Origin of the sequence: Terriglobus roseus (assembly GCF_900102185.1) — a bacterium.
GTDB lineage: Bacteria > Acidobacteriota > Terriglobia > Terriglobales > Acidobacteriaceae > Terriglobus > Terriglobus roseus_A.
In genome coordinates this window covers 3442394-3468863 of sequence record NZ_LT629690.1, presented here as the reverse complement: position 1 = coordinate 3468863, position 26470 = coordinate 3442394, and the positions used below count along the sequence as shown (strand labels likewise).

Here is a 26470-nt window from a genome sequence, read left to right as displayed (position 1 = left end):
GAACTCTTCCGTCTGTACCGTTAGAGAGCCATGATGATCTCCGCGGAAGGGTACCGTTTGACCTTGGCAGTAACGGACAGCACACAGCAGACGACGCACGCCGGTGCGGCGGATGTGGTTGCTGCTCTGGTGCCGCAATACGGCACGTTGCTGTTTCGCGTGGCTCATGCCGCGCTGCGTAATCGCGCAGAAGCGGAAGATGTGGTGCAGGAAACGTTCGTGCGTGTGTTGCAGCATCATCACACGCTGCATGAAATCCGCGACATGCGCGTGTGGCTAGTGCGCATTGCATGGAACCTGGCGCTGGATCGCAGGCGGCGTATTCGACCGTCGCAGATGGACGATGCTTTTGCCGAGGCGCTTGCATCTGCCACGGTGCCAGCGGATAAGGCTCTTGCACAGTCAGCGCATCTGCGCGCGGTGTTGGAAGAGATGGAACGGCTGCCAAAGGCAGAGCGGCACGTGCTTCTGCTCAATGCTGTCGATGAAATGGGAACCGCCGAGATTGCGGATGTGTTGCAAAAGTCGGAGTCCGCTGTGCGCGCGCTGCTCTTTCGTGCTCGCACGCGCCTCCGCGAACGCGTAGAACGCCGATGGCAGACAAGGAGAAACGCATGACGCACCAAGACCAACACGACCGGGCCATCGAAGACGTCCTGCATGCGCTTCGCACCACAGAATCACCGCAAGGCTACGAAGCCCGCATTTATAACGTGCTGACGAGTCCCCAATCAGAACGAAGCGTAGCGAAGAGCCTGCTGGTCTCTCTGCTACCACGTCTGTCATGGGCAGCAGCCTGCGTCGTCGTACTTACGATTGGTATTGCTGTGCGGTCACATCTGCAATCGACCTCCATGCAGCAGAGCGGCCCTCGCAAGATCGCTCAATCGAATGAGCTATCACCACAGCCAGACACTGTAACGATGGCAATGACACCGATGCCTTCACCCATGAAGCAAGCACTGCCGCCACGCCCAAAGAATGCACAAAATCGTGAAGAGATCTTGCAGCCTCAGCGTGTTGAAGTCGCCATTCAGACACACGAATACATCCCCGAACCGCCCTTGCCGCTGACCCAACAAGAGCGTCTGGTCATCCGCATGATGCGCCATAACACTGCGCAGCAACTCTCCGAATACACACCTGACGCGCGTGCACGCCAGCTACATGAAGACGCGCAGGCTTATCACGATTATTTTGCGGCAACGTCTCTCGATGGCCAGCCCATCTACGTGCAGCCGATGGAACACCCACAAATTTCCGGAGCAAACTAATGAAACTGTCCGCCCTCGCACTGACCATCACAATGCCTATGGCTCTCGTGCAGTCCCATGCGCAATCCAATGCGCAACAGACCTATCCCATTCACAATTACCAACTCCACTACGCCACATCGCAATCAGAGCAGAATGAGATTCTCACCGCCATCCGTAATGTCTGCGCACCAACCGTGAAGATATTTCTCGTTCCCAGTCAGAGTCAGATCGTCGTTGGCGGCACGCCAGAGCAGAACGAGCAAATCGTAGAACTGCTGCACATGCTTGACGTACCAGCCCCGCTCTATCGCCTCACCTACATCTTTACGGAGACCGACAGTGGGAAACGCATTGGTGCGCAGCAATACAGCATGGTGCTAGCGCCTTCGCAACGTATGCAGCTAAAAGAAGGTGACAAAGTCCCCGTGATGACCGGTTCCTTAGACAAGGACACAGGCGGTGTCAGCAAGCAGACCACATACCTCGACGTAGGCTTTAGCTTCGAAGCGACTGTCACCCCCTATGGCTCGGATGGAGTTCGTCTTCAGAGCAAAGTGGAGCGTTCCGCCATCGCGCAGGAAAAAACCAGCGTTCTCGCGGAAGACCCACTTATCCGGCAAAGCATGATCAACGGTGTCGTAAATCTCACCCTCAACAAACCACAACATCTTGGCAACATCGATGTCATTGGCAGCCCGCGTCAACTTCAAGTGGATGCACTGGTTGAAGTTGTGAAATAGCCCATCGCTTCAAGAGATTGGATATCCCGCTGCACGAGCAGCAGCGGGATAGATCCAAACACACCGAAGGAGCAATCAATTAGTCGCCAACCGAATGGGATACCCCTCACAGCGCCAGCGAAGATCGCCAAAGGAATCACGCCAGCGCACGCAATCAATCCAAATGTGACGAACCATTTGTTTCGGACTGGATCGATCCAAGGACCGATGAAGGCTACGGCAATCACCAGGTGGCCGAATGCGAGCCAATCTGTACCGTATGCGAGGAATGGATAGTTAGCGTTCGTCGTGCGCAGCGCCGCATAGACGTGTTCTACCCAGGGAAGCAGATGTGTTCCCTGTGCCATCGACAAGACCGACGGCTGGCGCAGCGCCGCTACAAGCACCCCCAATTCTGTTTCCAGCGGAAACGCTGTGACGCCACTTAGGATCAGGCCGACAATAAACACGGTTAGCCATACACGAATTCGTTTCAGCAGTTGTTCTTCCATGGCAGTCGCAACCAGCTTAGCGGTAGTTGTACTGCCACGGAAGCCCTCCATGACTGCAATCACAACTCACCCACACGCAATACCCGGGGTTCGGTATCTCCCAATGACTTCACCTTGCCAAACCAGTCCATGTTGCGCGTGAAATACATCGCTGCTGCCACGGTGAGGAAGCTGCCAATCGCACCCACCATCAGCGCATTATCCTCCAGCCTCAGCAATAGATAGATCATGGAATATAGCGTGCCGAAGACACCGAGTGCGCGCAGTGTCTGTACTCGTGACTCGAATATCCATCCTGCATTCAAAGCCAGCAGCAACACTGTTGCTCCGCCACCCAGTGCAAATCCTCCGCTGAATCCGATGTGTTCTGCGAAAGAGAGCAACAGTAGATAGAAGATCAACTGTGCCACACCTACCAGAACGTACTGCGCCACATGCACGCGTCTTCCTGTTGTTGCTTCAAACACAAAGTAGGAAAGAAAGATGACGCCGAGAAATAGTGGTGCATATTTCAGCGCTCGCGTTACGGATTGATAGGGATCGGCGACTTCTACAAGTGAAACTCCCATTGCAGTGCCGTCTAGTCCGCTGATGTTTCCCGCGATACCTTCTGCTGCAACACCACGCGCAATGAAGGGAATGTTCCATGTTGCGCGGAATCCTTGTGGTGTTATTTCGCGCGATACGGGCGCAAAGGAACCATCAAAGCCAGGGCTAGGCCAGTCGCCCACTTGCGTCACGCGTGTCGATCTTCCGTATGCCAGCAATGCGATATGTTGTGCACCTGACAGCCTCATCCTCACGGTCACAGGTGTAACCGCGCCGTGTTCCATTGCATTGCTGATACCGGTACCGAACAGCGCGACGGATTTTCCATCCTTTTCAGACGAGAGAGCCATGCGTGGCCAGATATGCGATGGCTGAAGCGTATGTACCGCTCCATCAAACTCTGCCACTGCATCTGACTGTGCGCCCCGAGCATCGCTCATGCCGACGACAATCTCTGCATCCTTCCATGCGATCTGTGCGTTTTGAGGCAGATTTGCGTTTACATGGCTTGTGTCAAACACGCCGTGCATTTCGGCGTCTGCTTGAAATACCGGCACACGAAACAATGACCGCCGCCGCTCCTGTGTCTGTATCTTCACCGTTGCGTTGGCATCCGTTGCAGACAGGAAATACACCTCATGCTGCTCTGGCGTCTTCTCTCCCGCAGGAATGGAATACGGTATGAGAAGTGTTGGCCCCAACAGTGTTTGAGCGCCACCTACGCTGCTGCTGATTTCCTTCACAACATCGCCTTTGCGGTCCGTGCGCTCTTCCACCAAGCCATTGATCCATATAGCAAACAGGCTGAGGATGAGCGTCAGCACCGTGAGCACAAAGAGCTTCAGTCCCATCGATACGTTGCTGAATAAACGCCCTGTCACTGCGCTTAACGGGGAAACAGGGGATGTAGATGCCATATGAACTTCCTCCTATAAAGAACTTTGTAATGTAAAGTATCAATGCAATTTTTTTTAAGCTTCGATGGGACGCATGCGTCCGCGAGAACTTACCTTAGTACCTTCAGCTACTTTTGCTGCGTCACGAACCACTTGCTCCAGGGTCTCCAGATATTCCAGATAGCGCTTCTTTCCATGCGGAGTGATTCGGCACAGTGTTTGTGGACGGTTCTTCTCGTGCCCCTTTTCAATGACCACCATGCCATCCTGTTCCAGGATGCTTAGGTGGCGGCTCAGATTGCCATCTGTTAGAGAACACATCGCTTTGAGCTCAACAAAGGTAAGCCCTTTGGGATGGGTCAGCAGCGATGTCAATACGCTCAGTCGCGCGCGTTCATGAATCAGGCGATCCAATCCTTCATAGGCAAATCGCCCTTCCTGTTCAGGCATCGACATCCTCCTCTACAGCACCATCAAAGCGAAGTACCGTTGCAATCAACATCTGTCCCAGCGCGAAGGGAACACCCATCACCCAAGGCGATAGCGCGCGCGCATCGCCCAAGGCCATCGCGGCGACACCTGTTCCCAGGTAAAGGCATGCAGGCGCAAACATTGTCTTTGGCAGCGAACGGCAGGAGGCAAAGACTCCGAGGCTGAAGATCACTTGCCACAATCCGGGCAACATCCAAACACCCTGAGGCACTGCGAACACCAATACCAGGGTTACCAATAATCCCGCGCCTACCGAAGGAACAAACTGTTGCGCGGCCATGCGAATCATTTCGTCAGACAGTCCTGAGTGCATCCTTCGGCTGCGTGTATATACCGTAATTGCAGACAACACCAGTGATAGCGTTGCAGCCGCAAACCATACTGCGAGATAACGCACTGGCATGTGCGATGGATCGGGTACCAGATACGGCTGCGCAATTGCTGCGATCACCGCGAACAACCCCGTGCAGGTAACAGCAACAGGGCCGTAGCCACGAAACTCGGTGCGGTCTGCCACCTGCTTTCGTATCGCGTGAATATCGCCCAGCGCCCGCCGAAGATCCGTCATGGCTGCCCTCTGCTTTGCAATGTAAAGTAATCTTGAGAAATGTTGCAAGCAAAAAGAAACGGCCTCTACCGAAGCAGAGGCCGTCTGTTGCAGAGCAATGAGTTATACCGTGGGATTGTTCAGGATGGCGGTCAGTGCTTCGATACGCTTGGCATCTGCGCCTGTGCCACCGGAGACACCGGCAGCTTCACCCTTCAGCTTCTCCACATCCTTCGCGGCCAGCTTTGACTTCTCGGCGGAGTTGATGGCTTTGCGCAGCGACGCAATCTTTGCAGAAGGCAGTGCTTGCGAGCGCTCCAACTGATCGAGATATGCCTTTGCAACGATCAGCTTTGAGGGCCACTCGATGCGCTGTTGATCCTGCACGTTCAGCTCATTCACATGGATGGTCTTAGCCGCTTCGATTTCGTTCTGCGTCAGGAACTTCGACGGCAGAAGTTCGAACACGTCTAGACCGCGCGAAATCTCGCTGCCGTAGATGTTGCCGTTGTACCAATACGCGGACCAGTCGCCGCCAAGGATCAGCATCTTCGGATCAATGGGACCGCGATCGAAGTATGCAATTTCAAACGGCTTCATTGGATCGGTAAAGTCCATGATGCTAATGCCGCCCTGATACCACGCCTGCACTTCGATATCGCGTCCCGGAACAGGGATGAGCGAACCGTTGTGTGCTACGCAGTTTTCTGTGTCGCCTTGTGCAGCGGGAAGCTTGTAATAGTTTTCAAAATTAAGCTTGTCGTCCTTGATGGCGAAGATGGCATCCGCGCCCCACTTCAGCGGATCGTTCGGGCGGCAACGCGCGCCCAGACCACCGCCCCATTCGTCTGTAAAGACAACCTTCGTTCCATCATTCGAGAACGAAGCCGAGTGCCAGTACGCATAGTTGGGATCGTTTACCGCATCCACGCGTTTTGGATTCACGGGGTCTTTAATATCCAGCAACAAGCCATTGCCCGAGCATGCACCTGCGGCCAAACCGATCTGCGGATAGACGGTGATGTCGTGGCACTGGTTCGTGTCGGCCTTCTTCGCAGGGTCCTTGTCTTCGTGGCTACCGCCGTTGTTCAGGCCGTTGAATGCGCCCGTACGAGCATCCATGAATACGCGCGGGTGGCTGACAATCGCCGCATCTTGTGGATGCGAAACCGGCACCTTGATTACATCGATGCGGAACAGCGCGGTGTTTTCATCCTTGTCCGGAGTGCCGCCGCTGCAGCCAGCAAGTTCTTCGCCCTGACGAACGAAGGATGTGCCAGAGACATAGACGTACACGTTGTCCTTGTCGTTGGGATCAACCAATAGCGTGTGCGTGTGTGATCCGCGGCAGGTCTGTACAGCAGCTACCTGCTTCGGATTCTTGATGTCAGAGATATCGAACACACGCACGCCGCGGAAGCGATCTTTCGATGCAGCAGGCATCGAGTTTTCGCGCGTGGGCTTGGTGCCTTCCGGAAGCGGCGGGTTCAGCGGGAAGCCCTGCGTGCCGCAATCCACGCGGCCGTTCGGCATCTCGACACTCATCAACATCAGATGGCCATAGACGGAAACGTCGCCCTGTCCACCCGGGCAAACCATCGTCGTCACCAACGACGTCCTCGCCGGATTGCTGATGTCGTAGATGCTTACGCCATAGAAATTTCCCTGAAACAGATACTTACCTTGAAAGGCGAAGTCGCTGTTCGCAAATCCAAGATCAGCCAGCACGAGCTTCAGTGGCGCGGGAATCTTGGACGGATCGCCGGCGATGACCTGCTTCAACGTTTCGGTAGTCTTCGCGGAGTTTGGATCGCGAGTACCAAGCTGGAATGCATCGGGCTTCTTGAGCGACGTGAGCCGCTTCATGCCCATGGCAATTTCACCTGCGTCGTACAGGCCGGGCTTCAGCTTGAAGCGAGGGTCATTCACATTTGCACCGGTCATGCCCGCAGGAAGCGGCGGTGCAGGCTGCGCTGCAAATTCGTCCAGCTCGTCCTTCGGCTGGGCTTTCGAAGTGGACTTCGCGTCAGAAGACTTTGCATCCTGCGCGAAGGAGTGCAAGGGGGCAAGGCCAAGCATGGCAACGGCAAGTGCCGCGCATGCCCAGCGTGAAATTCGTGCGTTCATCGGGTCTCCTTCAACATGTCCTGCATAATGCGAATCTCCGCCCGTTGCGTGTTGTCCGCATCCGTAGCGAAGTTAAATAGATCGGCGTCCTGCCCTGCTCCGGGAGAGGCAAACAGGTCTTTTACCATCACCAGCGCACCGTTGTGGTGCTGAATCATCCCGGTCAGAAACAGGTGATCAAACTCAGCTCCGTGCGCTTGTTTCAGTGCATCCATCTGTTGCGGTGTCAGCATACCGGGCATGGACTTCATGGGTTGGCCATTCATGTCCATCTCCGGCATACCGGGCATTGCCATGCTCGTTGGTTGTCCACGCGCGATCAGCCAGCGCTTCATGAAATTCATTTCATCTGTCTGCGAGGAACGAATCTTCGCACCCAGAAGTTGGATCTTCGGATTCGTAGTGTGCGACGGAATCAGCTCTGTCATCTCTACTGCTTGTCCGTGATGCATGATCATGCCCTGCATGAAGTCGATATCGTCTTTCGACGGCGCAGGCAGCGTGCCATGTGTGTCGGCAGGCAACTGCTTCGACGGTTGCCCAGGAGCACCTGGCTGCACCACGCTAGGTTTTTGCTGCGCAGAGCACAACGCAGTGCTGAGTAATAAAACGAAAATGGGGGAGTTCTTCACGATTGCAATAAACACAAACTACCACGCTGCCAATGGCGTTACTCAACTCATACGTATCGCAAATCCCCGTGGTTCCCGCCAGATTCCGCCGAAAAAGCAATGCGCACCGGCGTCCCGCAGAAGGAAACCGGTGCGCATGTTGGCTCTGAATTTAGGCCTGCGAATAGTCCATGGCGTCCAGATCCGCAATCAGACTGGGTCCGCTTGGTTTCCAGTTCAGTTTCTTCTGAGTCAGAGCGCTGGAGGAAGGCATGTCGTGAGGTGCGAAGTGGGCCAGCCAGCCAAAGTGTTCCTGTGCCTGTTCTAGTGGGATGCTGACTGCAGGAATCTTCAAGCCGCGCGCATGCGCCTCTGCAATCTCCTTCATCGATATGCCTTCCTCACCCACCGCGTGATAGATCGCACCCGGCTCTGCTTTTTCAAAAGCTAGTCGATAAAGTTCTGCTACGGAGGTGACGTGTGCTGCTGGCCAACGGTTTTTGCCTTCGCCAATGTAAGCGGACACGCCCTTTTCCCGCGCGACTGCCAGCAGATACGGCACCAGCCCCTGCCTGCGCGTGTCATGCACCTGAGGCAGGCGCACCACAGATGTGTTCAAACCACGTTCTGTTAACGCTCTGACGGCAGCTTCGGAAGCACCGCGCGGATTCCACGAAGCCAATGGACTCTCTTCGGTAGAAGGCTTACCGTCTACATTCGCGGCAATGGCCGTTCCTGAGGTGACGACAAAAGGGCGATCCGATCCAGCGAGCACTTCGCCAATGGCTTCAATCACCCGGCGGTCATCATCGCAGTTTTGTTGAAACCGCGAAAAGTCATGGTTAAAGGCAAGATGGATTACGCCGTCAGAGTCAGCGGCTCCTTTGCGCAGGCTATCCAGGTCTTCAATGTTGCCATGAAGCGGTTGGGCGCCAGCAGCTTTCAGAGCTTCGGCACCGGTTTCCGATCGTGTCAGTCCTACGACTTGGTGGCCTGCCTGAATCAGGTCGTGCACAAGCGCGGAACCAATGAATCCCGTTGCTCCCGTAACAAAAATGCGCATGATCAATCTCCTCGTTTGAACGCTGCGAAGGTGTCTTCGTCAGCCGTCGATCAGTAGATGGGATCGTTATGCAGGACGATCTATACTGATAGTCCGCATGATTAGTCCGATCGTCCAGACCGAGGACTCCGATACGCAACCCGTAACTGCTGCGGTCTTCGGCCACAGTCAGGCGGTCGATCCTCTTTCGGAAGTTCTCTCGCTCCTCAAGCCACGAAGTCTTGCTTGTGGTGGCTTCGCTATCCCGGACGACCTCGCTATCTCTTTCCCGAAACATCAGGGCATCAAGTGTTACGCGGTTCTGGCGGGCAAGTTTTGGCTAACGTTGGACGGCATTGCCCATCCCATTGAGATGAATGTGGGCGATTGCTTCATCCTGCCGCGCGGTCTCCCGTTTCAGCTCACAAGCGATCTCGCGCTAAAACCCGTTCCGTACACCGTGGCGTTGGAAAGCCTGAAGAAAAGCGCCGAGACGCCGCACCTAAACGATGGCGCACGATACATGGCAGGTGGCTTCTTCGCCTTTACTGGTAGCCATGCTGAGATGCTTTTGCACTCGCTGCCGCCGGTTGTGCACATCCGCAGTGAGCAGGATAAGGCTGCGCTGCGGTGGTCGTTGGAACGCATGCGCGAGGAGTTGCGCAACCCGCAGCCGGGTACTTCTTTGATTGCCGAGCAACTGGCCTACACCATGTTGATTCAGACTCTGCGCCTGCATCTGGCGGATACGGCCAAGGTCGCTCCCGGATGGCTTTCCGCATTGTCTGACCGGCACATGAGCGCCGCCATCGCCTGCATGCATAACGATCCAGGTCATCCCTGGACGTTGCACTCGCTGGCGCAACGCGTAGGTATGTCTCGCTCTGTCTTTGCTCATCGCTTCCGCGAAATCGTAGGCGCTACACCCATGGAATATCTGACTCGGTGGCGGATGTTGTTAGCGGCTGACCGCCTTAGAAATTCTGCTGAGGGCCTATCGGCCATCGCGCATTCGCTGGGTTATGACTCACCAAGCGCGTTCGGCAAGGCATTTCGGCGCGTCATGGGCTGCTCTCCAAAGCGTTACGCACGGCCTTCCGCCGCCTGATTTGGATTAGGTGATCGCTTCTGTCCCGCGCCTCTCGTACGTTAGCGAAATTTTGTTCCTTCTCCGAACAGCAAACCACCCTGGCTTCAGCGTCTTAACTATGTGGAAGCATCCTTCAGATCCATACCGGTACGTGAGTACGGAGGAACGTCAGCAATGAAGAAGATTCTGCTTTGGACTATGACGGCAGCGCTGTGCGCGGGACAGAGTGTTGTGGCACAGCAACAGGCTGCCGCACCGCAACAGCAAATGGAATACAACCAGAAAACATGGTCACAGGAAGACGCGCAGCGCATCGTTCAGCAGGTGCGGCATGAGCTGCTTAGTCTGACCAATTACGGTGTTTTCGATTCGCTCAGCTTCAGCATTCAAGGGAAAAGCATTGTGCTTCGCGGATACGCTTCGCGCCCCACTCTGAAGAGCGACGCCGAACGTGCCGTGAAGAAGATTGACGGTGTGGCCAGCGTCATCAATCAAATCAAGGTTCTTCCCAACTCGCCCTTTGACGATCGGATTCGGGTGGGAGTGTATACGCGCATCTATAGCAATGCTGTGTTGCGTAAATACACCGGTAGCCCGGTTGGTTTCGGAATGGGCCCCTCCGTGGCACGTGCCGCCGGTGGTATCACGCAGGATCCTCCAATGGGCTATCACGCCATTCACATCATTGTGAACAACGGTCACGTCATCCTTACCGGCGTGGTCAACAATGAGTCCGACGCAAACATCGCAGCCATGCAGGCCAACTCGACTCCTGGTACTTTCTCGGTGGACAACGACCTCATGTGGCCAGGCGAAGTGCCCAAGGAAAAGTAATCCTGAGCATCGCTAAGCAAAAGCCCCTTCATACGAAGGGGCTTTCATTTTTGGATGGAATTCATCTCTCCCGACAGCACGGTACGTACTCCATAAGAATTCTGGCAACTATCGAGGCAGTGGCGTACTCTTATGGCTTCCATGGCCCCTAGCCCAATGAAGTCTCTGCGCCGATGTGTTCTCTGGATGGTCTGTCTGTTTGGTGTGGGTGGTGGTCAGCCTGCGCGTGGCTACTCCGTCATGACGCACGAGCAACTCATCGACCTTACTTGGGATGCTTCCATCGTCCCGCTCCTGCGCAGCCGCTATCCATCGTTAACACCTGAGCAACTCGAGCAGGCGCGTGCTTATGCCTATGGCGGGTGTGTCATTCAGGACATCGGCTACTATCCCTTCGGTGATGCCTTCTTTAGCAACCTTACGCATTACGTGCGCAGTGGCGACTTCGTTGTAAACCTGTTCCGCAACGCGCAGAACGCGAACGAACTGGCCTTCGCTATTGGGGCGCTGTCGCACTACATCGGTGACAATGTGGGACACGCCACCGCAACCAACCGTGCTGTTCCCGTGGAGTTCCACAAGCTGGAGCGGAAGTACGGCAGCAGTGTGAACTACGCGCAGGGGGAGCACCAGCATGTTCGGGTGGAGTTTGCGTTCGACATCAATGAGGTGGCGCACCGTCGGCTTGCTCCGCAGCACTATCTGCGGCATGTGGGGCTGGAGGTATCTACGCGGCAGTTGTCGCTGGCTTACTACCAGACTTACGGCATTCGCGCCGACTTTACGGTGAAGCGTTCGCACCGCATCAATGTGGATGGTTATCGGTTCTCAGTGCGTAGTTTCATCCCTCGCATTGCATATGCGGTGACCTTGTTACATCGTGGCAAATTGCCACAGGAAACACCCAGCGATGATGTGCAGCGGCTCGACGAAAAGATTGCAACGATCGCTGCGCAGAACCATTGGGATGAGTATCGGCAGAAGCCTGGGATTGGTACGTATACCCTGGCGGGGGTGCTATGGGTGTTGCCGAAGGTGGGCCCGATCAGCCTGGTGGCTGTCAAGGGGCCTACCTCCAATACGGAGGCGGAGTATATCCACTCCGTGCTGGTATCCACGGATAGGCTGAATGCCGTGCTGCGGCGGTTCACACCTCCTCCGGCTACGGTGGGTGCCGCGGCGCCTCCTCTGCCTAATCCCACTGGCAGGCTGGATGCTGAGCTTACCCAGCAGATTGCCCCGGCGGTGGCGGATGCTACGGCTCCTGGGGCGACTCCAGGAGGGGCGACCGGAGCAGTGGCGACGGGCGGAGCAGGTGCAGCGACGGCTGCGTCGGGTTCGGGGGCTGGTTTGCCCGTGGGGTCGTTGGCTGGGGGGACGTCGTTAGCGGCGGAGCGGCGGGGGACTCGGACGCCGCCGGATCCGCGACACCCATTGGCTAACCGGGATCTCGATACGGGTGTGGTGGTGCGGCCTTCCGGGTATCCGCTCACGGACCAGACCTTCTGCAAGCTGGCGCACACGCTGGCGGCGCAGCCGGGGCTGGCGATTCCGCCGGGCATCAAGCGGGACATATTGGCCTACTACTCCAACATGGGGCTGCCGTTCGATACCCGGAAGCATCCGGACCAGTGGAAGCAGTTGCAGGCCGACCTAGTGACGCTGGGCGCAATGACTACCAGCAGCGAGCCGACGCCTTATCCGACCTTCGGGGAAGGGGACGACGATGAGGCTCCTGCACCTGAAGGCGGAAGCTACTGAGTTGGTCGTGGCGGATTGCCACTATTCGTGATCGTCGGTGGAGACGCTAGGGATGAGCTCCGAGCCAGCGGCGGGCCGTAAAGTCCGTGGCAACGCTGGCTGCGAGGAGGGCGACCGAGAGGCTGATGGCGCCTGCTGCCCATAGCAGAGAGATGTGGCCGCGCTGGAAGAAGAAGTCCAGGATGCCGAAAACGAGGACCAGCACCGCAGCCTCTGCAAAGAAGGACGAGCAGCGGCGCGAGGCGATGGTTACGAGCTCAGTTCGGGAAGACTGCGTGGAACGCGTGCTGTCTTCCGCCGTGACGAGACGAGGACCTTTGTTCTGGAGGAATGTATTTGCTGCATGTTTGTGGAACATAAAACACCTTTGTTACTAACTCAAGTCTGACCGAGTAAGTGACAAAAGTCGAGTTAATATCTGGCAAATACAACATAATGCGTCATTTATGTATAAGTATGCGGAGTTATGCATAGTTATACAGGCTATATCCGGAGGGGTACCCCCTCCCCCCTGTTTCGCTAAAATCGTCTTTTCATTGGGTTTAACTTATAGGGTGGCGCTAAAATCGTCTGCCCATTGGGGTTAGAGGCAAAATCGTCTTTCTAAAGGAGTTAACTTAAATACGACTTGGCGAAGTTATGCCCTGTATCTAGTTTAGCGGCTGCATGGAAATAACATGCCAACTCTATTTCCTTTGGTTTGTTAGGGTTAGGTTGTATAGGGGCTTGACAGCATTCCCTCAGGGTTAAAGCCCCTTTTCATCCGAACCTTTACGGCAGGGCTGAAGCCCTGCCCTTCCGAAAGGCACTTCGTGCTGTTCTCGACGCCTTCGGCGTGTTCTTTTGGGGAGTTCGGGGTTAGTGGGTGAAGACGATCTGGCGGACGTCCTGCACGAAGATAGTGAAGGGGCCGAGGTCGCTGTCGCCTGCGAAGGCGTAGTTGGTGGGCAGGTCTCCGGGGACGGTTCGGCCATCGTTCAGGGTGATGGTTACGGCAACGAGGTGCGCGTCGCCGTTGACGTTGCCGAAGTCGATCTGGCGCAGCTTCTCAAAGTCGATGGTCTGGCCGCTATCGAGGTTGAGCATCGTTCCCGTCATGTTGTGGTGGAAGGTCTTGCCTTCCAGACGGGTGGTCAGTTGCTTGCGCGAGGTAAGACTCACCGCTGATATGGGAGTGGCTGATCCTGCGTTGACGGCCGCTGAGGTTTGCGCTGCGGTGCTTTGCGGCGTTGTGCCGGACGAGGGGCTGGTGGCTGCGCCGGAGGGGGGGCCATCGATAATGGCGGCCTTGGGCGGATTTGCCGGAGTGTCATGATGAAAGATTGCCCAGAAGCCGGTGAGGGCTGTGAGCACGGCAGCGATACCGGTGAGCACGCCGGGGAGCGTGGTGAAGAAACTTCCTTTGCTGGGCTGTTCGTCGGGCAAGGCGTTTTCCCTCAGGAGGAGAGTACCTGAGGTGCCGGGATTTTCATACTTCGTATTGTTCCGGACTCCTTCGCCGTTGGGCCATGTCGTAGCTTCGCGACCAGCCGCCGGATTCTGTGCAGGGCGCGGGGTGGGCGGTGTTCTCCTGCTTGGATTGTGGCCGCGCCTTTTCCTCTTTTGGCTTCGTTACGGCAGGGCTGAAGCCCTGCCCTTCCGAAAGAAGTCGCGCTTTGCGCGATACCCAGGTTAGCTTCGCGAACCTGGGGCACCCGGTCCGTGGGTGCTGGTTTGTTCCGCGGTGTGGATGGTTTCGAGGTCGGGCAGAGGGTAGGGTTTGCCTTCGGGACGACCTGCGAGGTCGTAGGCTTCGAGGCCCGTGAGTTTTCCTCCAGCTTGCCAGAGGATGAGGCCCATCATGCCGTGGTTGGTTTCGGGTGGGACGTCATTGGCGTAGCCATACATGTCCGCGACGATGTTCGAGTAGCGGTATGCAGTGCGTGTTTCGTCAGGTGGAGGGGCGAATTCGAGGCTGGGGCAGCCGCAGGTGCATTCCGAGTGTTTGACCATCATGTCTTCGAGTTGCGGCAGGAACGCGAGGGCTTCTGGGCCGCTGCTGTGGAGCATAGCGGTGAGGAGGGCCTTCTCCTGCGGCGTGATGGGGCGGTATTGGCTGAGGTCGACGTGATCGTTGATGGGAGCCGTTGAATTTGCCTGTGCGTCGCGATCCCCAACAGGGATCGCTCGACGGACTTCGGATAGGTGCTCGGCTAGGCTCTTGGGCATCGGCGATCCTAATGCATAGCTGGCTCATCGCGCCTAAGGCGCGCTAGCTGGATTTGATAATGCATTACTGGAGTGTTCTTGTCGCGCCTTTCGAAGAGCGAGAAATCCTACAGAAAGGTTTGCAGCAGCAAGGAAAGAGATATAAGACAAAAGAAGTTGATCTCGGGCGCTGTCAATTGACTCGTCAGTATAGAGCCACCTGACCTCCTCTTCTCTGGGGCCACGGTCATGGAGCATCTCGCGTGCCTTTGCATTAGGGAAGTATTTTTGGGCGTTGAGGCTCTTGACCGATCCGACGGAAAGGTAAACGATCTTCCCTTGGGATTGGACTGGAACGCCAACTACGTACTTTTGCACCAATACTCCGTACCAAATTCCAAACGCAAATGTAGCTACGATAGCGATTGAATCCAACCATGGCGATTGAGTTTTCTTCCAAACCCAAGGCATTATCGTAAACAGGCCAACAATGCAAAAACCTACTCCAATGAGAAAACCATCGGCATCTCCAAGCGGAGGAAAAAGGAAATGTGTTTGAGGTCTGAGGACATGGACGCCGATCGGAACCGAGAAAATGAAGCACTGAACACCCAACACAGAGGCTTTATAGCTCGATAGCTTCATCCCCCTACCTTCCTGCGCAGTTTAGGGTGACTGATAAAGATGGGTGGACTTCTACGTAAAGGTTTGGTGTGGTCACGGTTTGCTGGCATCCATCCTTCCGAAAGATGAAGGTCCATTTCGCGAAAGGAAAGCTCGCCTTTTCGACATCTGTGTGCCGTGTGTATTCTTGCTCCTCTTCACCAATACGCACATAAAATATGCGAGCGTCGGATGGGGAACTCCTTAGATCAAGCTGGAAAACGTCTGTCGCGGTCTCCGCCGCCTTGTTGAAGGCGGCGATGTTCTGACCTATTAGTTCAACCACTCCTGAAGCAATCAGTGCAATCGAATGCGAGAACTTGCTTTTCTTGTCTTTGACTTCCACGTTGTCCGATGTGCTTGGCCGTTTCTGAATGAAAGAGACCTGAAATAGCCGCGGATGATCTTCTACCATTGTCGATAATTGGGGGGCCCTTAGCTCGACTAGAGCAGCTTGATAATGACGATGAAAGTCATCAAACATCACTACGCTGCTAACGTTGGGGTCGGCATGTATCGATTCGAAGCCAACGCGTGCCTGTCTGAGTTGCTCGCCAGCCTCGCGGAGCGCTCTAATCAACACGTCTCGCATAGAAGATGTGTCTGCGCCTTTCCCGAACGTACTAGTAGTCAAATCATTCAGCACATTCTGTAAGTTGCCAGCCCGCGATCGCAGAATTTGTGCTTGGGTTAGCTGAAGAATAATCTGCCCGGTGTTGGCAGCCTCAGGATCAATGGAATCTTCCGCCAGAACCTGGATTGTGATTTCTGGGACTGTTAGGGGTAACTGGTTGGTGTAACCCAATCGGCTTACGCCAAGATTGCCTCCAAACTTATAGGTTCCGGCAATAAGGTCACGAGGAAGAGTGCATATAAGTGTGGAGTGCTTCAGTCCGATCGGAATGGTACCGCTGCAATGGAATTGCCGACGAATAGAATTGCCGGGGTCCTTGCTTAAGTCTTCCGAAATGAAGTTCCCGTCAACGTTTGCGCCAACGTTATAAGACTTCGCGACATCTATCGAAAACGAAAAGTTTTCGCCCGCCTTGATAATTGCAGGCGAGTTCGCATTACTCACATTTGTCTGGGCTGACGCCAATAGGCAAGAAAAAAGGTAACAGACCAAAGCGACTGAAATCTTCATAACGTTGGGTATATATCAAGCTTATTCCACAGTAACGCTCTTGGCTAAGTTTCTTGGTTGGTCTACGTCGCAGCCTCTTCTTACAGCTATGTGGTAGGCGAGTAGTTGTAGCGGGACTACTTCGAGGATGGGTAGGAGTAGTTCCGGGGCTTGCGGGATGGTGATGGTGTGTTCTACGAGGCCGGTGAGGTGGCTGTGTTCTATGGGGTCGCTTTCGGTCGCGATGGCGATGACGCGGCCGCTGCGGGCGGTTACTTCCTGAATGTTGCTTAGGGTCTTTTCGTACTTGAGGACGCTGGTGGGGTCTGCGGGGTCCTTGGTGGCGATGCAGACGACGGGGAGCGTTTCGTCGATGAGGGCGTTGGGGCCGTGCTTCATTTCGCCGGCGGGGTAGCCTTCGGCGTGGATGTAACTAATCTCTTTCAGCTTGAGTGCGCCTTCGAGGGCGATGGGGTAGTGGATGCCTCGGCCGAGGAAGAGGAAGTCGCGCGCGGTGGAGAAGGACTTAGCGAGTTCACTGCATTGGTCGTCGACGGAGCGCAGGATTTCTTCTAACTTGCGGGGGATTTCGGCTAACTCGGCGACGTATTGCTTTGACTGCTGGGGTGTGACGGTGCCGCGTTGTTGTCCTAAGTAAAGCGCGAGGGTGAAGAGTGCGGTGAGCTGGGCGGTGAAGGCCTTGGTGGAGGCGACGCCGATTTCCGGGCCTGCGTTGGTGGTGATGACTCCGGAGGCTTTGCGGGTGATGGCTGATCCGACGACGTTGCAGATGGCGAGTGTGGGTGTGCCTTTGCTGACCATTTCAAGCTGCGCGGCGATGGTGTCTGCGGTTTCTCCGCTTTGGGTGATGAGCAGGCCGAGTGAGCCGGGGATGGGGTCGCGGTAGCGATACTCGCTGGCGTAGTCGACGTCGACGGGGATGCGGGCGAGGCGCTCGATCATGAACTTGCCGGCGAGGCCTGCGTGCCAGCTGGTGCCGCAGGCGGCGATGGTGAGGCTGGTGGCTTTTTGTATGTCTTCGCGGGTGAGTTGGAGGTCGGGGAGGAAGACTTCGCCGCTGTCGAGGGAGACGCGACCGAGTGTGGTGTCGCGGACGGCGCGGGGCTGCTCGTTGATTTCCTTGAGCATGAAGTGCTTGTAGCCGGCCTTTTCAGCCTGGATGGGGTCCCAGGTGATGCGCTGTGGCGTGCGGGTGTGGGGTGTGCCTTCGAAGTCGGTGTAGGTGACGCCTTCTTTTGTTAGTACGGCGACTTCGTTGTCGTTGAGGAAGACGATGTCGCGGGTGTGGTGGAGGATGCCGGGGACGTCGGAGGCGAGGAAGAATTCGCCGTCGCCGATGCCGATGACGGCGGGCGGGCCGAGGCGTGCGGCGACGAGCTTGTTGGGCTCGCGCGCGGAGAGGACGCCGATGGCGAAGGCACCGGTGAGTCGCTTGACGGCTCGGCGGACTGCTTCTTCGAGCGGGATGGGTGAGGCTGGCGCGGTGACGATGGCTTCGGCGGTGTTGGCTTCGATGAGTTGCGGGGCGGGAACGGTGAGTGCGGCTTTCTCGAGTTCGTCTTCGATGAGGTGCGCGATGATTTCGGTGTCGGTTTCGGAGACGAAGCGATGGCCGCGGGCGATGAGGTCGCGCTTGAGGGCGAGGTAGTTTTCGACGATGCCGTTGTGCACTACGACGAGTGTGCCGGTGCCGTCGCGGTGTGGGTGCGCGTTCTCTTCGGTGGGGCGTCCGTGCGTGGCCCAGCGGGTGTGGCCTATGCCGTAGGTGCCGTGCAGGGGCTTGTCGCGGAGTACGGACTCGAGGTTGCTGAGCTTGCCGGGGGCTCGGCGGACGTCGAGGAGCGTGGGGTTATCCGCGATGCCAGCGACGGCGATGCCGGCGGAGTCGTATCCGCGGTACTCGAGGCGGCGCAGGCCTTCCACGATGAGGGGGACGACGTCTTTGGGGCCGATGTAACCAACAATTCCGCACATAGTTAGTGAGTGTAGACGCGGTGCGTGAAAAGAGGTTGCGCGAATGGCGCGTTAGTGTGCGGGCTGGGAGTGGCGCATGAGGTCGACGAGGTATGGGCGCCAGATGCTGGCGAGCATGTTGGTGCTGTGGCCGCGCGTTTCCGGGGAGATGGGGAGCAGGATGAATTTGCCTTGTTTCAGTTGTGGGGCGTAGTGCTCGGCGATGCGGAGTTCGGGTGGGTTGATGAAGTCATCTGCGGTGTTGACCCAGGTGATGGGGACGGTGATGCGATCGAGGTGCTGTGACGCGTCGTAGTTGCGCGAGCTGTCGATGTAATAGAGGAAGTTGTTCGCGTCGGTGTTGGCGTCGCGTTGTGCGACTGTTTGATCGACGTAGGCTTCGGCTTGCTTGCGTGTGGGTGCGATGCCTTGGAGGACGAGCGGGCTGGTGCCGGTGACGAGCAGGATGGTGTTCGCTGTGTGGATGCTGGGCGGTTGGGTTTTGTATTCGCCGTTGTTGTATGCGGGATCGGTGCGTATGGCCTGCATGGCGGCGTAGCGCATCATGCGGTTGCGTCCGGCGAGTGGAACGGGCAGGCAGGTGAGTGGCATGAGAGCGTCGGCGAAGCCGGGATAGGTCTCGCCCCAGACGAAGGTTTGCATGCCGCCCATGGAGACGCCGAGGATGAGGCGTAGATGGTCGATCCCGAGTTCTTCAGTCAACATGGCGTGTTGGGTTTGCACCATGTCGTCGTAGTCGTAATGCGGGAAGCGCGCGTGCAGGCCGTCAGAGGGTTTGCTGGATTGGCCGTGGCCGATGTCGTCCGGGAAGATGACGTAATAGCGAGTGATGTCGAGCGGATCGCCGGGGCCGAAGAGTGGATCGGCAAAGATGCTGGTGAGCATGCTGTCGCTGCGGTCGCCAGTGCCGTGAAGGATGAGGACGGCATTGTCGATTTTTCCCGCGGCGTTGCGATGCGGCTTGCCTAACGTCTTGTAGTGAAGGCGGAGTGTGTTGAGTGTTTCGCCGGTGCCGAAGTGGACGTTGTGCAGTGCGACATCGGCGTCGACTGCTTCCCGCTGATATCGGTTCTGCGTGGCTTGCGTGCTCTGTGCGACGCATGGCATTGCTAGCAGTGTTGCCAGTGCGATGAGGCGTGGGATGCGGTGCAATGACATGCGCAAGCTCCGTAACGGCTGATTCCACTTTAGCGTTCTGATGGGAGCGCGTTTTATTTTGTGCAACGACAATGTGTGCTGAAGACGAAATGAATTGGCCCTGCGAACGTGATGTCGCAGGGCCAATTCGTTTTTGAGGCTGCTACTGGATTGTGAGTGGCAGATCGACTGACGAAGTCTGCGTACCGATGGTGGCAGTGACCGTGACAGTGTAAGCGCCTGCTGTGGTGGACGGTGTTGGTGTGCCTCCTCCTCCGCTTCCGCCACCACCTGAGGAAGAACCACCACCACCGCCTGCGCAGCCGGTGATCATGGTCATTGCTGTGAAGCTGAAGAGAAGCAGCAGGAGGGATGCGATTGCTGGTCTGCGACGGAAGAAGGCGAGCAGGCTGAGGAGTCCTCCAGCAAGGATGACTCCGGTTTCAGGCATGTGCAGGGCGGCACTTGAACCGGCAGTTGTGCTCACAGTAAGCGTGGTGGTTACCGTGCTGCCGCCTGAGACAGTGAACGTGCCAGGCGAAGCCGTGCAGGTGGGCGGGTTGGATGCGGTGCTGCCGTTCGCCATCTTGATCATGCAGGTTGTCGTGAGTGTGCCGGAGACTCCTGCTGCTGTGGTGAATGAAACAGGGAGTGTAGCGGTGGAGCCAGGCTTGATGGTTCCGAAGCTGCCCCCTCCTGTGCCGGGCGATATCGCGGCTACCCCTGTGCCACTGAGGGTCACTGTGGTTGTGGATGTGACCGCGGTCGTGGTGAAGGTAAGTGTGCCAGAGGCTGCGCCTGCGGCGGTTGGCGCAAACGTTACGGTCGCTGTGCACGACGCAGAGACAGCGAGGTTGCCGCAGGTGTTGGTCTGCGTGAATCCACCGCTGGCTTGTACGGCGGTGATGGTGAGCGGTGTTGCGGCTACGTTGGTGAGGGTAACGGTCTGAGAGACTGCGTTGCCGAGGATGATCGAACCGAAGTTGACTGAGGACGGCGAGACTGTCGGAGCGGTGGGTCCGGTTACGGTGACGACGACTGCGCCCGAAGTTGCTGGTGGGAAGTTGGCATCGCCTGCGAAGTTGGCCACGATGGAGTTTGTTCCAATCGGGAGGTTCGTGAGGTTCAGAAGGGCGGTGCCGTTATTCAGTGTTGCCGTGCCGACCGTAGTGGAACCGTTCGTAAAGGAGACGGTTTTGCCATTGGTGGTGAGGTTGCCGTTGCTGTACGGCGTCATGGTTGCAGTAAGTGCTACCTGCGTACCGATGGATGTGGAGGTTGGTGAAGCTGTGAGATAGAGCACAGGTGCAACACCCGAGCCACTGAGAGCAACGGTGGTGATGGGCGCGCTTGCGTTCGTGGTGATGGAAAGCGAGCCAGTCGCTGCGCCTGCGGTTGTCGGTGCAAAGGTGACCGTGATGGTGCAGGATGCCGCTGCTGCGAGTGAGCTGCCGCAGTTATTACTTTGGGTAAAGCCACTGTTCGCTACGACGGACGCAATGGTGAGTGGGCCAATGGAGGTATTGGTGAGGCTGACGGTTTGTGTGGTTGAGAAACCAAGATGAACCGCGCCGAAGTTGATGGAGGCTGGGCTGACCGTTGGTGCAGGCGGCGCTGTTACGGTGGCTACTACCGGGCTTGAGGTGACTGCGGCAAAGTCGGCGTCGCCTGCGAAGTTTGCCGTGATGGAGTTTGATCCAAGTGGCAGGCTGGTGAGGCTAAGGATTGCTACTCCGTTGTTGAGCGTTTCAGTGCCGAGCGACGTGGATCCGCTGGAGAAGGTAACGGTCTTACCGTTTGTGGTGAGAGCTCCGGCAGCGTTGGGAGTGAGACTTGCAGTCAGTGTGACCGGTACTCCGATGGGTGCTGAAGTGGGTGAGGCTGCGAGTGCCAATACCGGAACGACACCTGAGCCAGTGAGGCTGACGGTGCTTGTTGAAGTGTTCGCGTTGGTGGTGAAGGTGAGTGTGCCTGTGAATGTAGCTGCGGTGGTTGGAGCGAAGGTGACTGTCACTGTGCAGGATGCGCCAACCGCGAGGGATGCTCCGCAGTGATTTGTCATTGAGAAGCCGTTACTGATCTGCACCGACGCGATGGTGAGGGGACTGGTCGTGTCGTTGTTGGTGAGAGTTACGGTTTGCGAGACGGAACTGCCGATGCCCACTGTGCCGAAGTTGATGGAGCCCGGAGTGTACAGCGGCGATTTGATGTTCGTGATGACGACAGTTACATCATTTGAGCTGACGGTATTGAAGTTCGTACCACCTTGAAACTCAGCGGTGACCCGGTTTGATCCGACTGGAAGGCTTGTGACATTGAGGACTGCCGCACCGTTTGTCACTGTGGCTGTACCAAGCGAACCAAAGACAACGGACAACCCATTGGTGGAGTAACCGTGGGACGTTGCTGGAACTGTCACAGTCAGAGTGACCTGACTGCCGACGGCTGCGGGATTGGGTGACGCGGTGAGTTGCGGTGTGACGTTGACGAAGCCTTTGCCGCTCAGCGGGACGGTGATGGCGGGAGTGGCCGCGTTGGTGTTGATGGTGAGAGTGCCGGTGGCTGCGTCCGTTGTGGTGGGTGCAAAGCTGACCGTGATTGTGCAGGATGCAAGCGAGGCAAGGGAGGAGCCGCAGTTATTGGTTTGGGTGAAACCGGTGCTGGCCTGAATAGAAGAGATGGCGAGTGGGCCAGTAGCCGTATTGGTGACGATTACGGGAAGAGAGCCCGTACTGTCTAAAGCAACCGAACCAATGTTGAGCGAGGTTGGACTGACCGTGGGCGCCGGAATGGTGGTGACGGTGACGGTGGTGGCCTGAACATACACGGAGAAGTTGGTGTCTCCGGGGAAGCTGGCATAGACCAGGTTTGGACCGATGGGCAGGTTTGAAACGTTGAGGACAGCGATGCCGTTATTCAGAGCTGCGGTGCCGAGTATCGTGGTGCCAATGCTGAAGGTGATGAGGTCGCCGTTTGTGGTGTAGCTGCCAACGCTGTATGGCTGCAACGTGGCTGTGAGTGCGACCTGCGTCCCGATGGAGGAGCTGCTGGGCGAGGCCGTGAGAGTCATGGAAGTGGCAATACGACCCGCATTCAGGTTGAGGGTGTTGGAGGTGGATGGTGCATACGCTGCATCTCCGCTGTAGTCCGCAGAGACAGCGTGCGAACCGGAACCAACGACGTTCACTGTTGTTTGCAGGTCAGTCGCGGATGAGCCGCTCACCGTATAGGTGGTTGCAACGCTCTGATCGCTGCCGGAGGCAACGATGTCCGGCAGGTCGTCTCCGTTAAAGTCTGCGACGGCGGAGGTGAGAGCATTGGCGTCTGAGGCATCTGTAATGGGGATGCTGCTATAAGTCCATACGGGCGTTGAGGATGTGCCCAGTGCGACGCCAATAGAACCACTGGCAACGAATGCAAAATCTGTGACACCGTCGTGGTTGAAGTCTCCGGTGCTTATGGATGTGTCACCGGTAGGTACTGGCAGTGGTATGCCGAGTTGGAGGCCGTTTAAGGATGCCGTTATTCCATTGACGCCTTGGAACGTTAGCTCAAAAAGGACAATCTCGGCGTTGCCGTCACCGTGGAAGTCGCCTGCGATAACACCGAGAGGAAAACGCAGATACGTGGTGCTCGTTTGGGTGAAGTCTTTTCCGTTCTGCGCGTTCGTGAATATATCCCCTGAGTAGCTGCCGAAGGGGTTGCTGATGTCGTAAATAATTGCGGCTATATCCGGATAGCCATCCTGATCGAAATCCGCGACAGCGAACTGATTTTTAGGTTGACCGTTCAGACCATACGTGGCGCCAATCGTTGTCTGGTTCTGAGTGAAGGATCCGGTACCGGTGCCAAGAAAGACATTTACGGGGCCACATGCGGCGGCGAAATCGAGATTTCCATCGCGGTTGAAATCCGCAGTAACAAGTTCTGATGGGCCGCCACAGACGGTGCTTAACTGTGATGCGGTGAAGGCTCCGGTGCCGTCGTTTGCAAGCAGGTACAGGTGGGATCCTGCGGGGGCTGTTCTGTCTGCGACGATGAGGTCGAGTGTGCCGTCGTTGTTGAAGTCGCCGACGGTGAGAGCGGTGACATTGGTGTTTGTCATTGCGGCAGGAACTGGAGGGCCGGCAGTGAAGGTGCCGTCGCCGTTGTTCAACAGAATCTGCAGTGCGGTCGCTGTGTTGAGCCCGTTGTTGATCGACTTGCAACCGAGACCAATCGCAATATCAGGACGGCCGTCGCCATTGAAGTCTCCGGTAGCGGTGGAGCAGGCGTCACGGCTATCTCCCGGCAACTGGGTGCCTTGATTCAGCGTGATGTATCCCACCCCGCCCCGGGGAAGCGAACCGGAACCGAGTACGGTGCCCGTCGTTGTGTCGTTGATTGTGACCGTGCCCGTTGGTGCGATTGCCGTTGGCGTTGGCGATGTTAGCTGTACCTTGAGCGAGTATGTGCCGCCGTTGCTGCTGGTGCTTGTCAGGGTTGCCGTGCTTGGTAAGGACGCGGTGATACTCAGCGTGGATGCCGGGGATGTGCTGGTGCTGAAGCCCACGGTTGGGACGTATATAGCGGTGAAACTGTATGTGCCGGGAGACAGGATGGTTTTGAATGTCGCTGCACCGTTGACCACCTGGGCTGTTCCGGTGGGCATGAGCATACAGTTCTTCACGATGCTGTCGCAGAAGTAGATGGTGCCGCCCGTGATCGGGGAAGCGCCGCCGGTAACGGCTGCGCTCATGGTGATGATGGTGCCCGCTGGGACAGAGGTGACGGGTGCGCCGCCGGACAGGAAGCTCAGGGTCGTGGCGGTCGCAGTCTGCGCGGACAGCGCTTGCGGATGGCCGACCAACACAAGTGAAATCAGAAAGATGAGGCGGCGGACATAGGGGGGCATGCGTTTCTCCGGCAGAAAGTACGTAGCCTGGGGCGGTCGTACATCAATTAACAGAAGTAGTGCAATGCTATCGCGCGGACTTAGACATGGATGTGAATTCAGGCGATTCTAGGCCTCGTGCTTCTCGTTACACAAGCCTGACAAACGGTGTGATGGCCGTCACAGATTCGTTTTGCGATTGGGCTGAGGATACGCATACGAGGTTCTGCCCATGCGTATTCCGTCGACGAAGATCTGCCCCAACTCCAACCGGCCATGCACCGGTAAGTGTGCAGGCTATGGCACCAGCTCCAACTGCCCGCCGCTGATCGTATTGGCGGTGCTGGCCACATCCGTTTGCGATGCGGCGGGAGAATGCCGATGAGTGCTGTTGCACCTGTTTTGCCTAATTTGGAGACGCCGCGTTACAACGAACGCAATTATCTGAACAACGGGCATGGGATAAAGAGCTGGCTGCTGACCGGTGACCATAAGCGTATTGCGTTGATGTACATGGTTGCGGTGACGATCTTCTTTGCGGTGGGCGGCATTCTGGCCATGATCATCCGCATGGAGTTGCTCACGCCGGAAGTGGACCTGATGAGCTACGACACCTATAACAAGATGTTCACCATGCACGGTGTTGCGATGGTGTTCTTTGTGCTCATTCCTGCGGTGCCTGCCATCCTTGGCAACTTTCTTGTGCCGTTGATGATTGGTGCGAAGGATCTGGCGTTTCCGAAAATTAATCTGCTTTCGTTCTATCTGTACTGTATTGCGGCTTGTTTGTTGCTTTACACGATTGGCGCTGGTGGTGTGGATACGGGGTGGACATTTACGACTCCGCTGAGCACGCACTATGTGAATACGAATGTGGTGTCGGCTGGACTCGCGGCGTTTGTTGCGGGCTTCTCGTCGATCTTCACCGGACTTAATTTTGTTGCGACGATTCATCGCATGCGTGCGCCGGGTCTGACGTGGTTTCGTTTGCCGCTGTTCATCTGGAGTATGTATGCGGCCAGCGTCATCATGATTTTGGGAACGCCGGTGGTGTCGATTGCGATTGTGCTGGTGGCAGTGGAGCGCATCTTCAACTTTGGCTTCTTCGATCCCACCAAGGGTGGCGATCCGTTGTTGTTCCAGCATTTGTTCTGGTTCTATTCGCACCCGGCTGTGTACATCATGTTGTTGCCGGGCATGGCTTGCATCAGCGAGATCATTGCTTGTTTCAGTCGTAAGCGAGTGTTTGGTTATCCGGCTGTGGCGTTTTCTTCCATTGCGATTTCGTTGTTCTCGTTCTTCGTGTGGGAGCACCACATGTACATCATGGGTGTCTCGCAATACTCGGCACTTGTGTTCAGTTTGTTGACTATGTTGGTCGCTGTGCCTTCGGCCATTAAAGTCTTCAATTGGTCGTTCACTTTGTACAAGGGATCAATTACTTTCCGTGCACCGATGATCTATGCAATGTGCTGCCTTGGTTTGTTTGTTGTGGGTGGATGCGCGGGTGTGTTTCTTGGCTCGTTGGGCATGGATGTACACCTGACGGAGACTTACTTCATCGTGGCGCACTTTCATTTTGTGATGGTGGGATTTGTGCTGATGGCTTTCCTGGGCGGCATTCATTTCTGGTGGCCCAAGATGTTTGGGCGCATGTATCCCGAAGGACCTGCAAAGGTTGCTGCAGTGATGATCTTTGTGGGATTCTTCGTGACCTTCGGGCCGCAGTTTGTTCTTGGCTTCCTTGGTATGCCGCGTCGTTATGCTGCGTATCCGCCGGAGTACCAGGTGCTGAATGTGATGTCGACCGCAGGCGCAACCGTGATGGGTGCTGGGTTCTTCTTCACCATGATCTATCTTGTGTGGTCGCTGAAATTTGGTGCTGTTGCGGGTGATAACCCCTGGCATGCTTACGGGCTTGAGTGGCAAACACAATCACCTCCTGTGACGGAGAACTTTCCTGTCACGCCTATCGTCACGCACGAAGCGTATGACTATGAGTCGATTGATTTCCCGCACCGCGAGCGCCGCGCTCCGGTCCACATCTAAACACTTC

General features: G+C 56.5%; 22 protein-coding genes. 7 read left to right on the top strand and 15 right to left on the bottom strand.

What is annotated here, in order from left to right; genetic code table 11:
- Positions 1-57 precede the first annotated feature (57 nt).
- Genes BLT38_RS14555 through BLT38_RS14545 form a run of 3 tightly spaced genes read left to right on the top strand, consistent with a single transcriptional unit; the run spans position 58 to position 1996 of the window.
- A complete protein-coding gene (locus tag BLT38_RS14555; RefSeq protein ID WP_231966525.1) occupies positions 58-618 on the top strand; it encodes an RNA polymerase sigma factor in 561 nt (186 codons plus the stop codon).
- Positions 615-1274, top strand: coding sequence for a hypothetical protein (locus BLT38_RS14550; protein ID WP_083345827.1), 660 nt, complete (start codon positions 615-617; stop codon positions 1272-1274). The genes BLT38_RS14555 and BLT38_RS14550 overlap by 4 nt, the downstream gene beginning before the upstream one ends.
- On the top strand, positions 1274-1996 hold the full coding sequence (locus BLT38_RS14545; protein ID WP_083345826.1) for a hypothetical protein: 723 nt from the start codon (positions 1274-1276) through the stop codon (positions 1994-1996). The genes BLT38_RS14550 and BLT38_RS14545 overlap by 1 nt, the downstream gene beginning before the upstream one ends.
- Here the strand turns inward: BLT38_RS14545 and BLT38_RS14540 are convergent.
- The 7 genes from BLT38_RS14540 to BLT38_RS14510 form a co-directional block, all read right to left on the bottom strand.
- Positions 1963-2550 (bottom strand): hypothetical protein, encoded by a 588-nt coding sequence (locus BLT38_RS14540; RefSeq protein ID WP_231966523.1) that lies wholly within the window; start codon positions 2548-2550, stop codon positions 1963-1965. The two genes, BLT38_RS14545 and BLT38_RS14540, sit on opposite strands and share 34 nt — an antisense overlap.
- Positions 2547-3953, bottom strand: a complete 1407-nt coding sequence (gene creD, locus BLT38_RS14535) for a cell envelope integrity protein CreD (RefSeq protein WP_083345825.1) — start codon at positions 3951-3953, stop codon at positions 2547-2549. Before creD ends, BLT38_RS14540 begins: the two co-directional genes overlap by 4 nt.
- A gap of 54 nt (positions 3954-4007) precedes the next feature.
- Positions 4008-4382, bottom strand: a complete 375-nt coding sequence (locus tag BLT38_RS14530; protein WP_083345824.1) for a transcriptional regulator — start codon at positions 4380-4382, stop codon at positions 4008-4010.
- A complete protein-coding gene (locus BLT38_RS14525) occupies positions 4375-4992 on the bottom strand; it encodes a hypothetical protein (RefSeq protein ID WP_083345823.1) in 618 nt (205 codons plus the stop codon). The genes BLT38_RS14530 and BLT38_RS14525 overlap by 8 nt, the downstream gene beginning before the upstream one ends.
- Before the next feature lie 102 nt (positions 4993-5094).
- A complete protein-coding gene (locus BLT38_RS14520; RefSeq protein ID WP_197674889.1) occupies positions 5095-7098 on the bottom strand; it encodes an LVIVD repeat-containing protein in 2004 nt (667 codons plus the stop codon).
- The gene (locus tag BLT38_RS14515; protein WP_231966520.1) at positions 7095-7661 is read right to left on the bottom strand and encodes a DUF305 domain-containing protein; all 567 of its coding nucleotides are present in this window, start codon (positions 7659-7661) and stop codon (positions 7095-7097) included. The genes BLT38_RS14520 and BLT38_RS14515 overlap by 4 nt, the downstream gene beginning before the upstream one ends.
- Before the next feature lie 220 nt (positions 7662-7881).
- Positions 7882-8772: an SDR family oxidoreductase gene (locus BLT38_RS14510; protein WP_083345822.1), complete on the bottom strand. Its 891-nt coding sequence runs from the start codon at positions 8770-8772 to the stop codon at positions 7882-7884.
- Between the two features lie 97 nt (positions 8773-8869).
- Here BLT38_RS14510 and BLT38_RS14505 point away from each other — a divergent pair, with 97 nt between their 5' ends.
- The 3 genes from BLT38_RS14505 (at position 8870) to BLT38_RS14495 (ending at position 12436) form a co-directional block, all read left to right on the top strand.
- Positions 8870-9859 carry an AraC family transcriptional regulator gene (locus BLT38_RS14505; protein WP_083345821.1) on the top strand — a complete coding sequence of 330 codons (990 nt, stop codon included), beginning with the start codon at positions 8870-8872 and terminating at the stop codon, positions 9857-9859.
- Positions 9860-10015: 156 nt separating this feature from the next.
- A complete protein-coding gene (locus BLT38_RS14500; RefSeq protein ID WP_083345820.1) occupies positions 10016-10675 on the top strand; it encodes a BON domain-containing protein in 660 nt (219 codons plus the stop codon).
- Between the two features lie 156 nt (positions 10676-10831).
- Complete coding sequence (locus tag BLT38_RS14495; RefSeq protein WP_231966518.1) at positions 10832-12436, top strand: zinc dependent phospholipase C family protein; 1605 nt, start codon at positions 10832-10834, stop codon at positions 12434-12436.
- 46 nt (positions 12437-12482) lie between these two features.
- On the opposite strand, the gene BLT38_RS14490 is transcribed toward BLT38_RS14495, so the two are convergent.
- From BLT38_RS14490 to BLT38_RS14455, 8 genes are all read right to left on the bottom strand, one after another.
- A complete protein-coding gene (locus BLT38_RS14490; RefSeq protein WP_083345818.1) occupies positions 12483-12794 on the bottom strand; it encodes a hypothetical protein in 312 nt (103 codons plus the stop codon).
- Positions 12795-13294: 500 nt separating this feature from the next.
- Positions 13295-13861, bottom strand: a complete 567-nt coding sequence (locus tag BLT38_RS14485; RefSeq protein WP_083345817.1) for a hypothetical protein — start codon at positions 13859-13861, stop codon at positions 13295-13297.
- A gap of 246 nt (positions 13862-14107) precedes the next feature.
- Positions 14108-14644 carry a hypothetical protein gene (locus BLT38_RS14480; RefSeq protein WP_083345816.1) on the bottom strand — a complete coding sequence of 179 codons (537 nt, stop codon included), beginning with the start codon at positions 14642-14644 and terminating at the stop codon, positions 14108-14110.
- Positions 14645-14677: 33 nt separating this feature from the next.
- The gene (locus BLT38_RS14475; RefSeq protein ID WP_083345815.1) at positions 14678-15268 is read right to left on the bottom strand and encodes a hypothetical protein; all 591 of its coding nucleotides are present in this window, start codon (positions 15266-15268) and stop codon (positions 14678-14680) included.
- 4 nt (positions 15269-15272) lie between these two features.
- Positions 15273-16430 carry a hypothetical protein gene (locus tag BLT38_RS14470; protein ID WP_083345814.1) on the bottom strand — a complete coding sequence of 386 codons (1158 nt, stop codon included), beginning with the start codon at positions 16428-16430 and terminating at the stop codon, positions 15273-15275.
- Positions 16431-16451: 21 nt separating this feature from the next.
- Entirely contained in the window at positions 16452-18404 is a 1953-nt protein-coding gene (gene glmS / locus BLT38_RS14465; RefSeq protein ID WP_083345813.1) for a glutamine--fructose-6-phosphate transaminase (isomerizing), read from the bottom strand.
- 51 nt (positions 18405-18455) lie between these two features.
- A complete protein-coding gene (locus BLT38_RS14460; protein WP_083345812.1) occupies positions 18456-19562 on the bottom strand; it encodes an alpha/beta fold hydrolase in 1107 nt (368 codons plus the stop codon).
- 142 nt (positions 19563-19704) lie between these two features.
- The gene (locus BLT38_RS14455; RefSeq protein WP_083345811.1) at positions 19705-24435 is read right to left on the bottom strand and encodes a beta strand repeat-containing protein; all 4731 of its coding nucleotides are present in this window, start codon (positions 24433-24435) and stop codon (positions 19705-19707) included.
- Positions 24436-24795: 360 nt separating this feature from the next.
- Here BLT38_RS14455 and BLT38_RS14450 point away from each other — a divergent pair, with 360 nt between their 5' ends.
- Positions 24796-26463 (top strand): cytochrome c oxidase subunit I, encoded by a 1668-nt coding sequence (locus tag BLT38_RS14450; protein WP_083345810.1) that lies wholly within the window; start codon positions 24796-24798, stop codon positions 26461-26463.
- The last annotated feature ends 7 nt before the right edge of the window (positions 26464-26470 follow it).

Excerpts from the sequence above, each read along its gene's own strand:
- BLT38_RS14550 (WP_083345827.1), top strand. The coding sequence starts at position 615 with ATGACGCACCAAGACCAACACGACCGGGCCATCGAAGACGTCCTGCAT.
- BLT38_RS14545 (WP_083345826.1), top strand. The coding sequence starts at position 1,274 with ATGAAACTGTCCGCCCTCGCACTGACCATCACAATGCCTATGGCTCTC.
- creD (WP_083345825.1), bottom strand. The coding sequence starts at position 3,953 with ATGGCATCTACATCCCCTGTTTCCCCGTTAAGCGCAGTGACAGGGCGT.
- BLT38_RS14530 (WP_083345824.1), bottom strand. The coding sequence starts at position 4,382 with ATGCCTGAACAGGAAGGGCGATTTGCCTATGAAGGATTGGATCGCCTG.
- BLT38_RS14525 (WP_083345823.1), bottom strand. The coding sequence starts at position 4,992 with ATGACGGATCTTCGGCGGGCGCTGGGCGATATTCACGCGATACGAAAG.
- BLT38_RS14520 (WP_197674889.1), bottom strand. The coding sequence starts at position 7,098 with ATGAACGCACGAATTTCACGCTGGGCATGCGCGGCACTTGCCGTTGCC.
- BLT38_RS14510 (WP_083345822.1), bottom strand. The coding sequence starts at position 8,772 with ATGCGCATTTTTGTTACGGGAGCAACGGGATTCATTGGTTCCGCGCTT.
- BLT38_RS14505 (WP_083345821.1), top strand. The coding sequence starts at position 8,870 with ATGATTAGTCCGATCGTCCAGACCGAGGACTCCGATACGCAACCCGTA.
- BLT38_RS14500 (WP_083345820.1), top strand. The coding sequence starts at position 10,016 with ATGAAGAAGATTCTGCTTTGGACTATGACGGCAGCGCTGTGCGCGGGA.
- BLT38_RS14495 (WP_231966518.1), top strand. The coding sequence starts at position 10,832 with ATGAAGTCTCTGCGCCGATGTGTTCTCTGGATGGTCTGTCTGTTTGGT.
- BLT38_RS14490 (WP_083345818.1), bottom strand. The coding sequence starts at position 12,794 with ATGTTCCACAAACATGCAGCAAATACATTCCTCCAGAACAAAGGTCCT.
- BLT38_RS14480 (WP_083345816.1), bottom strand. The coding sequence starts at position 14,644 with ATGCCCAAGAGCCTAGCCGAGCACCTATCCGAAGTCCGTCGAGCGATC.
- BLT38_RS14475 (WP_083345815.1), bottom strand. The coding sequence starts at position 15,268 with ATGAAGCTATCGAGCTATAAAGCCTCTGTGTTGGGTGTTCAGTGCTTC.
- BLT38_RS14470 (WP_083345814.1), bottom strand. The coding sequence starts at position 16,430 with ATGAAGATTTCAGTCGCTTTGGTCTGTTACCTTTTTTCTTGCCTATTG.
- glmS (WP_083345813.1), bottom strand. The coding sequence starts at position 18,404 with ATGTGCGGAATTGTTGGTTACATCGGCCCCAAAGACGTCGTCCCCCTC.
- BLT38_RS14460 (WP_083345812.1), bottom strand. The coding sequence starts at position 19,562 with ATGTCATTGCACCGCATCCCACGCCTCATCGCACTGGCAACACTGCTA.
- BLT38_RS14455 (WP_083345811.1), bottom strand. The coding sequence starts at position 24,435 with ATGCCCCCCTATGTCCGCCGCCTCATCTTTCTGATTTCACTTGTGTTG.
- BLT38_RS14450 (WP_083345810.1), top strand. The coding sequence starts at position 24,796 with ATGAGTGCTGTTGCACCTGTTTTGCCTAATTTGGAGACGCCGCGTTAC.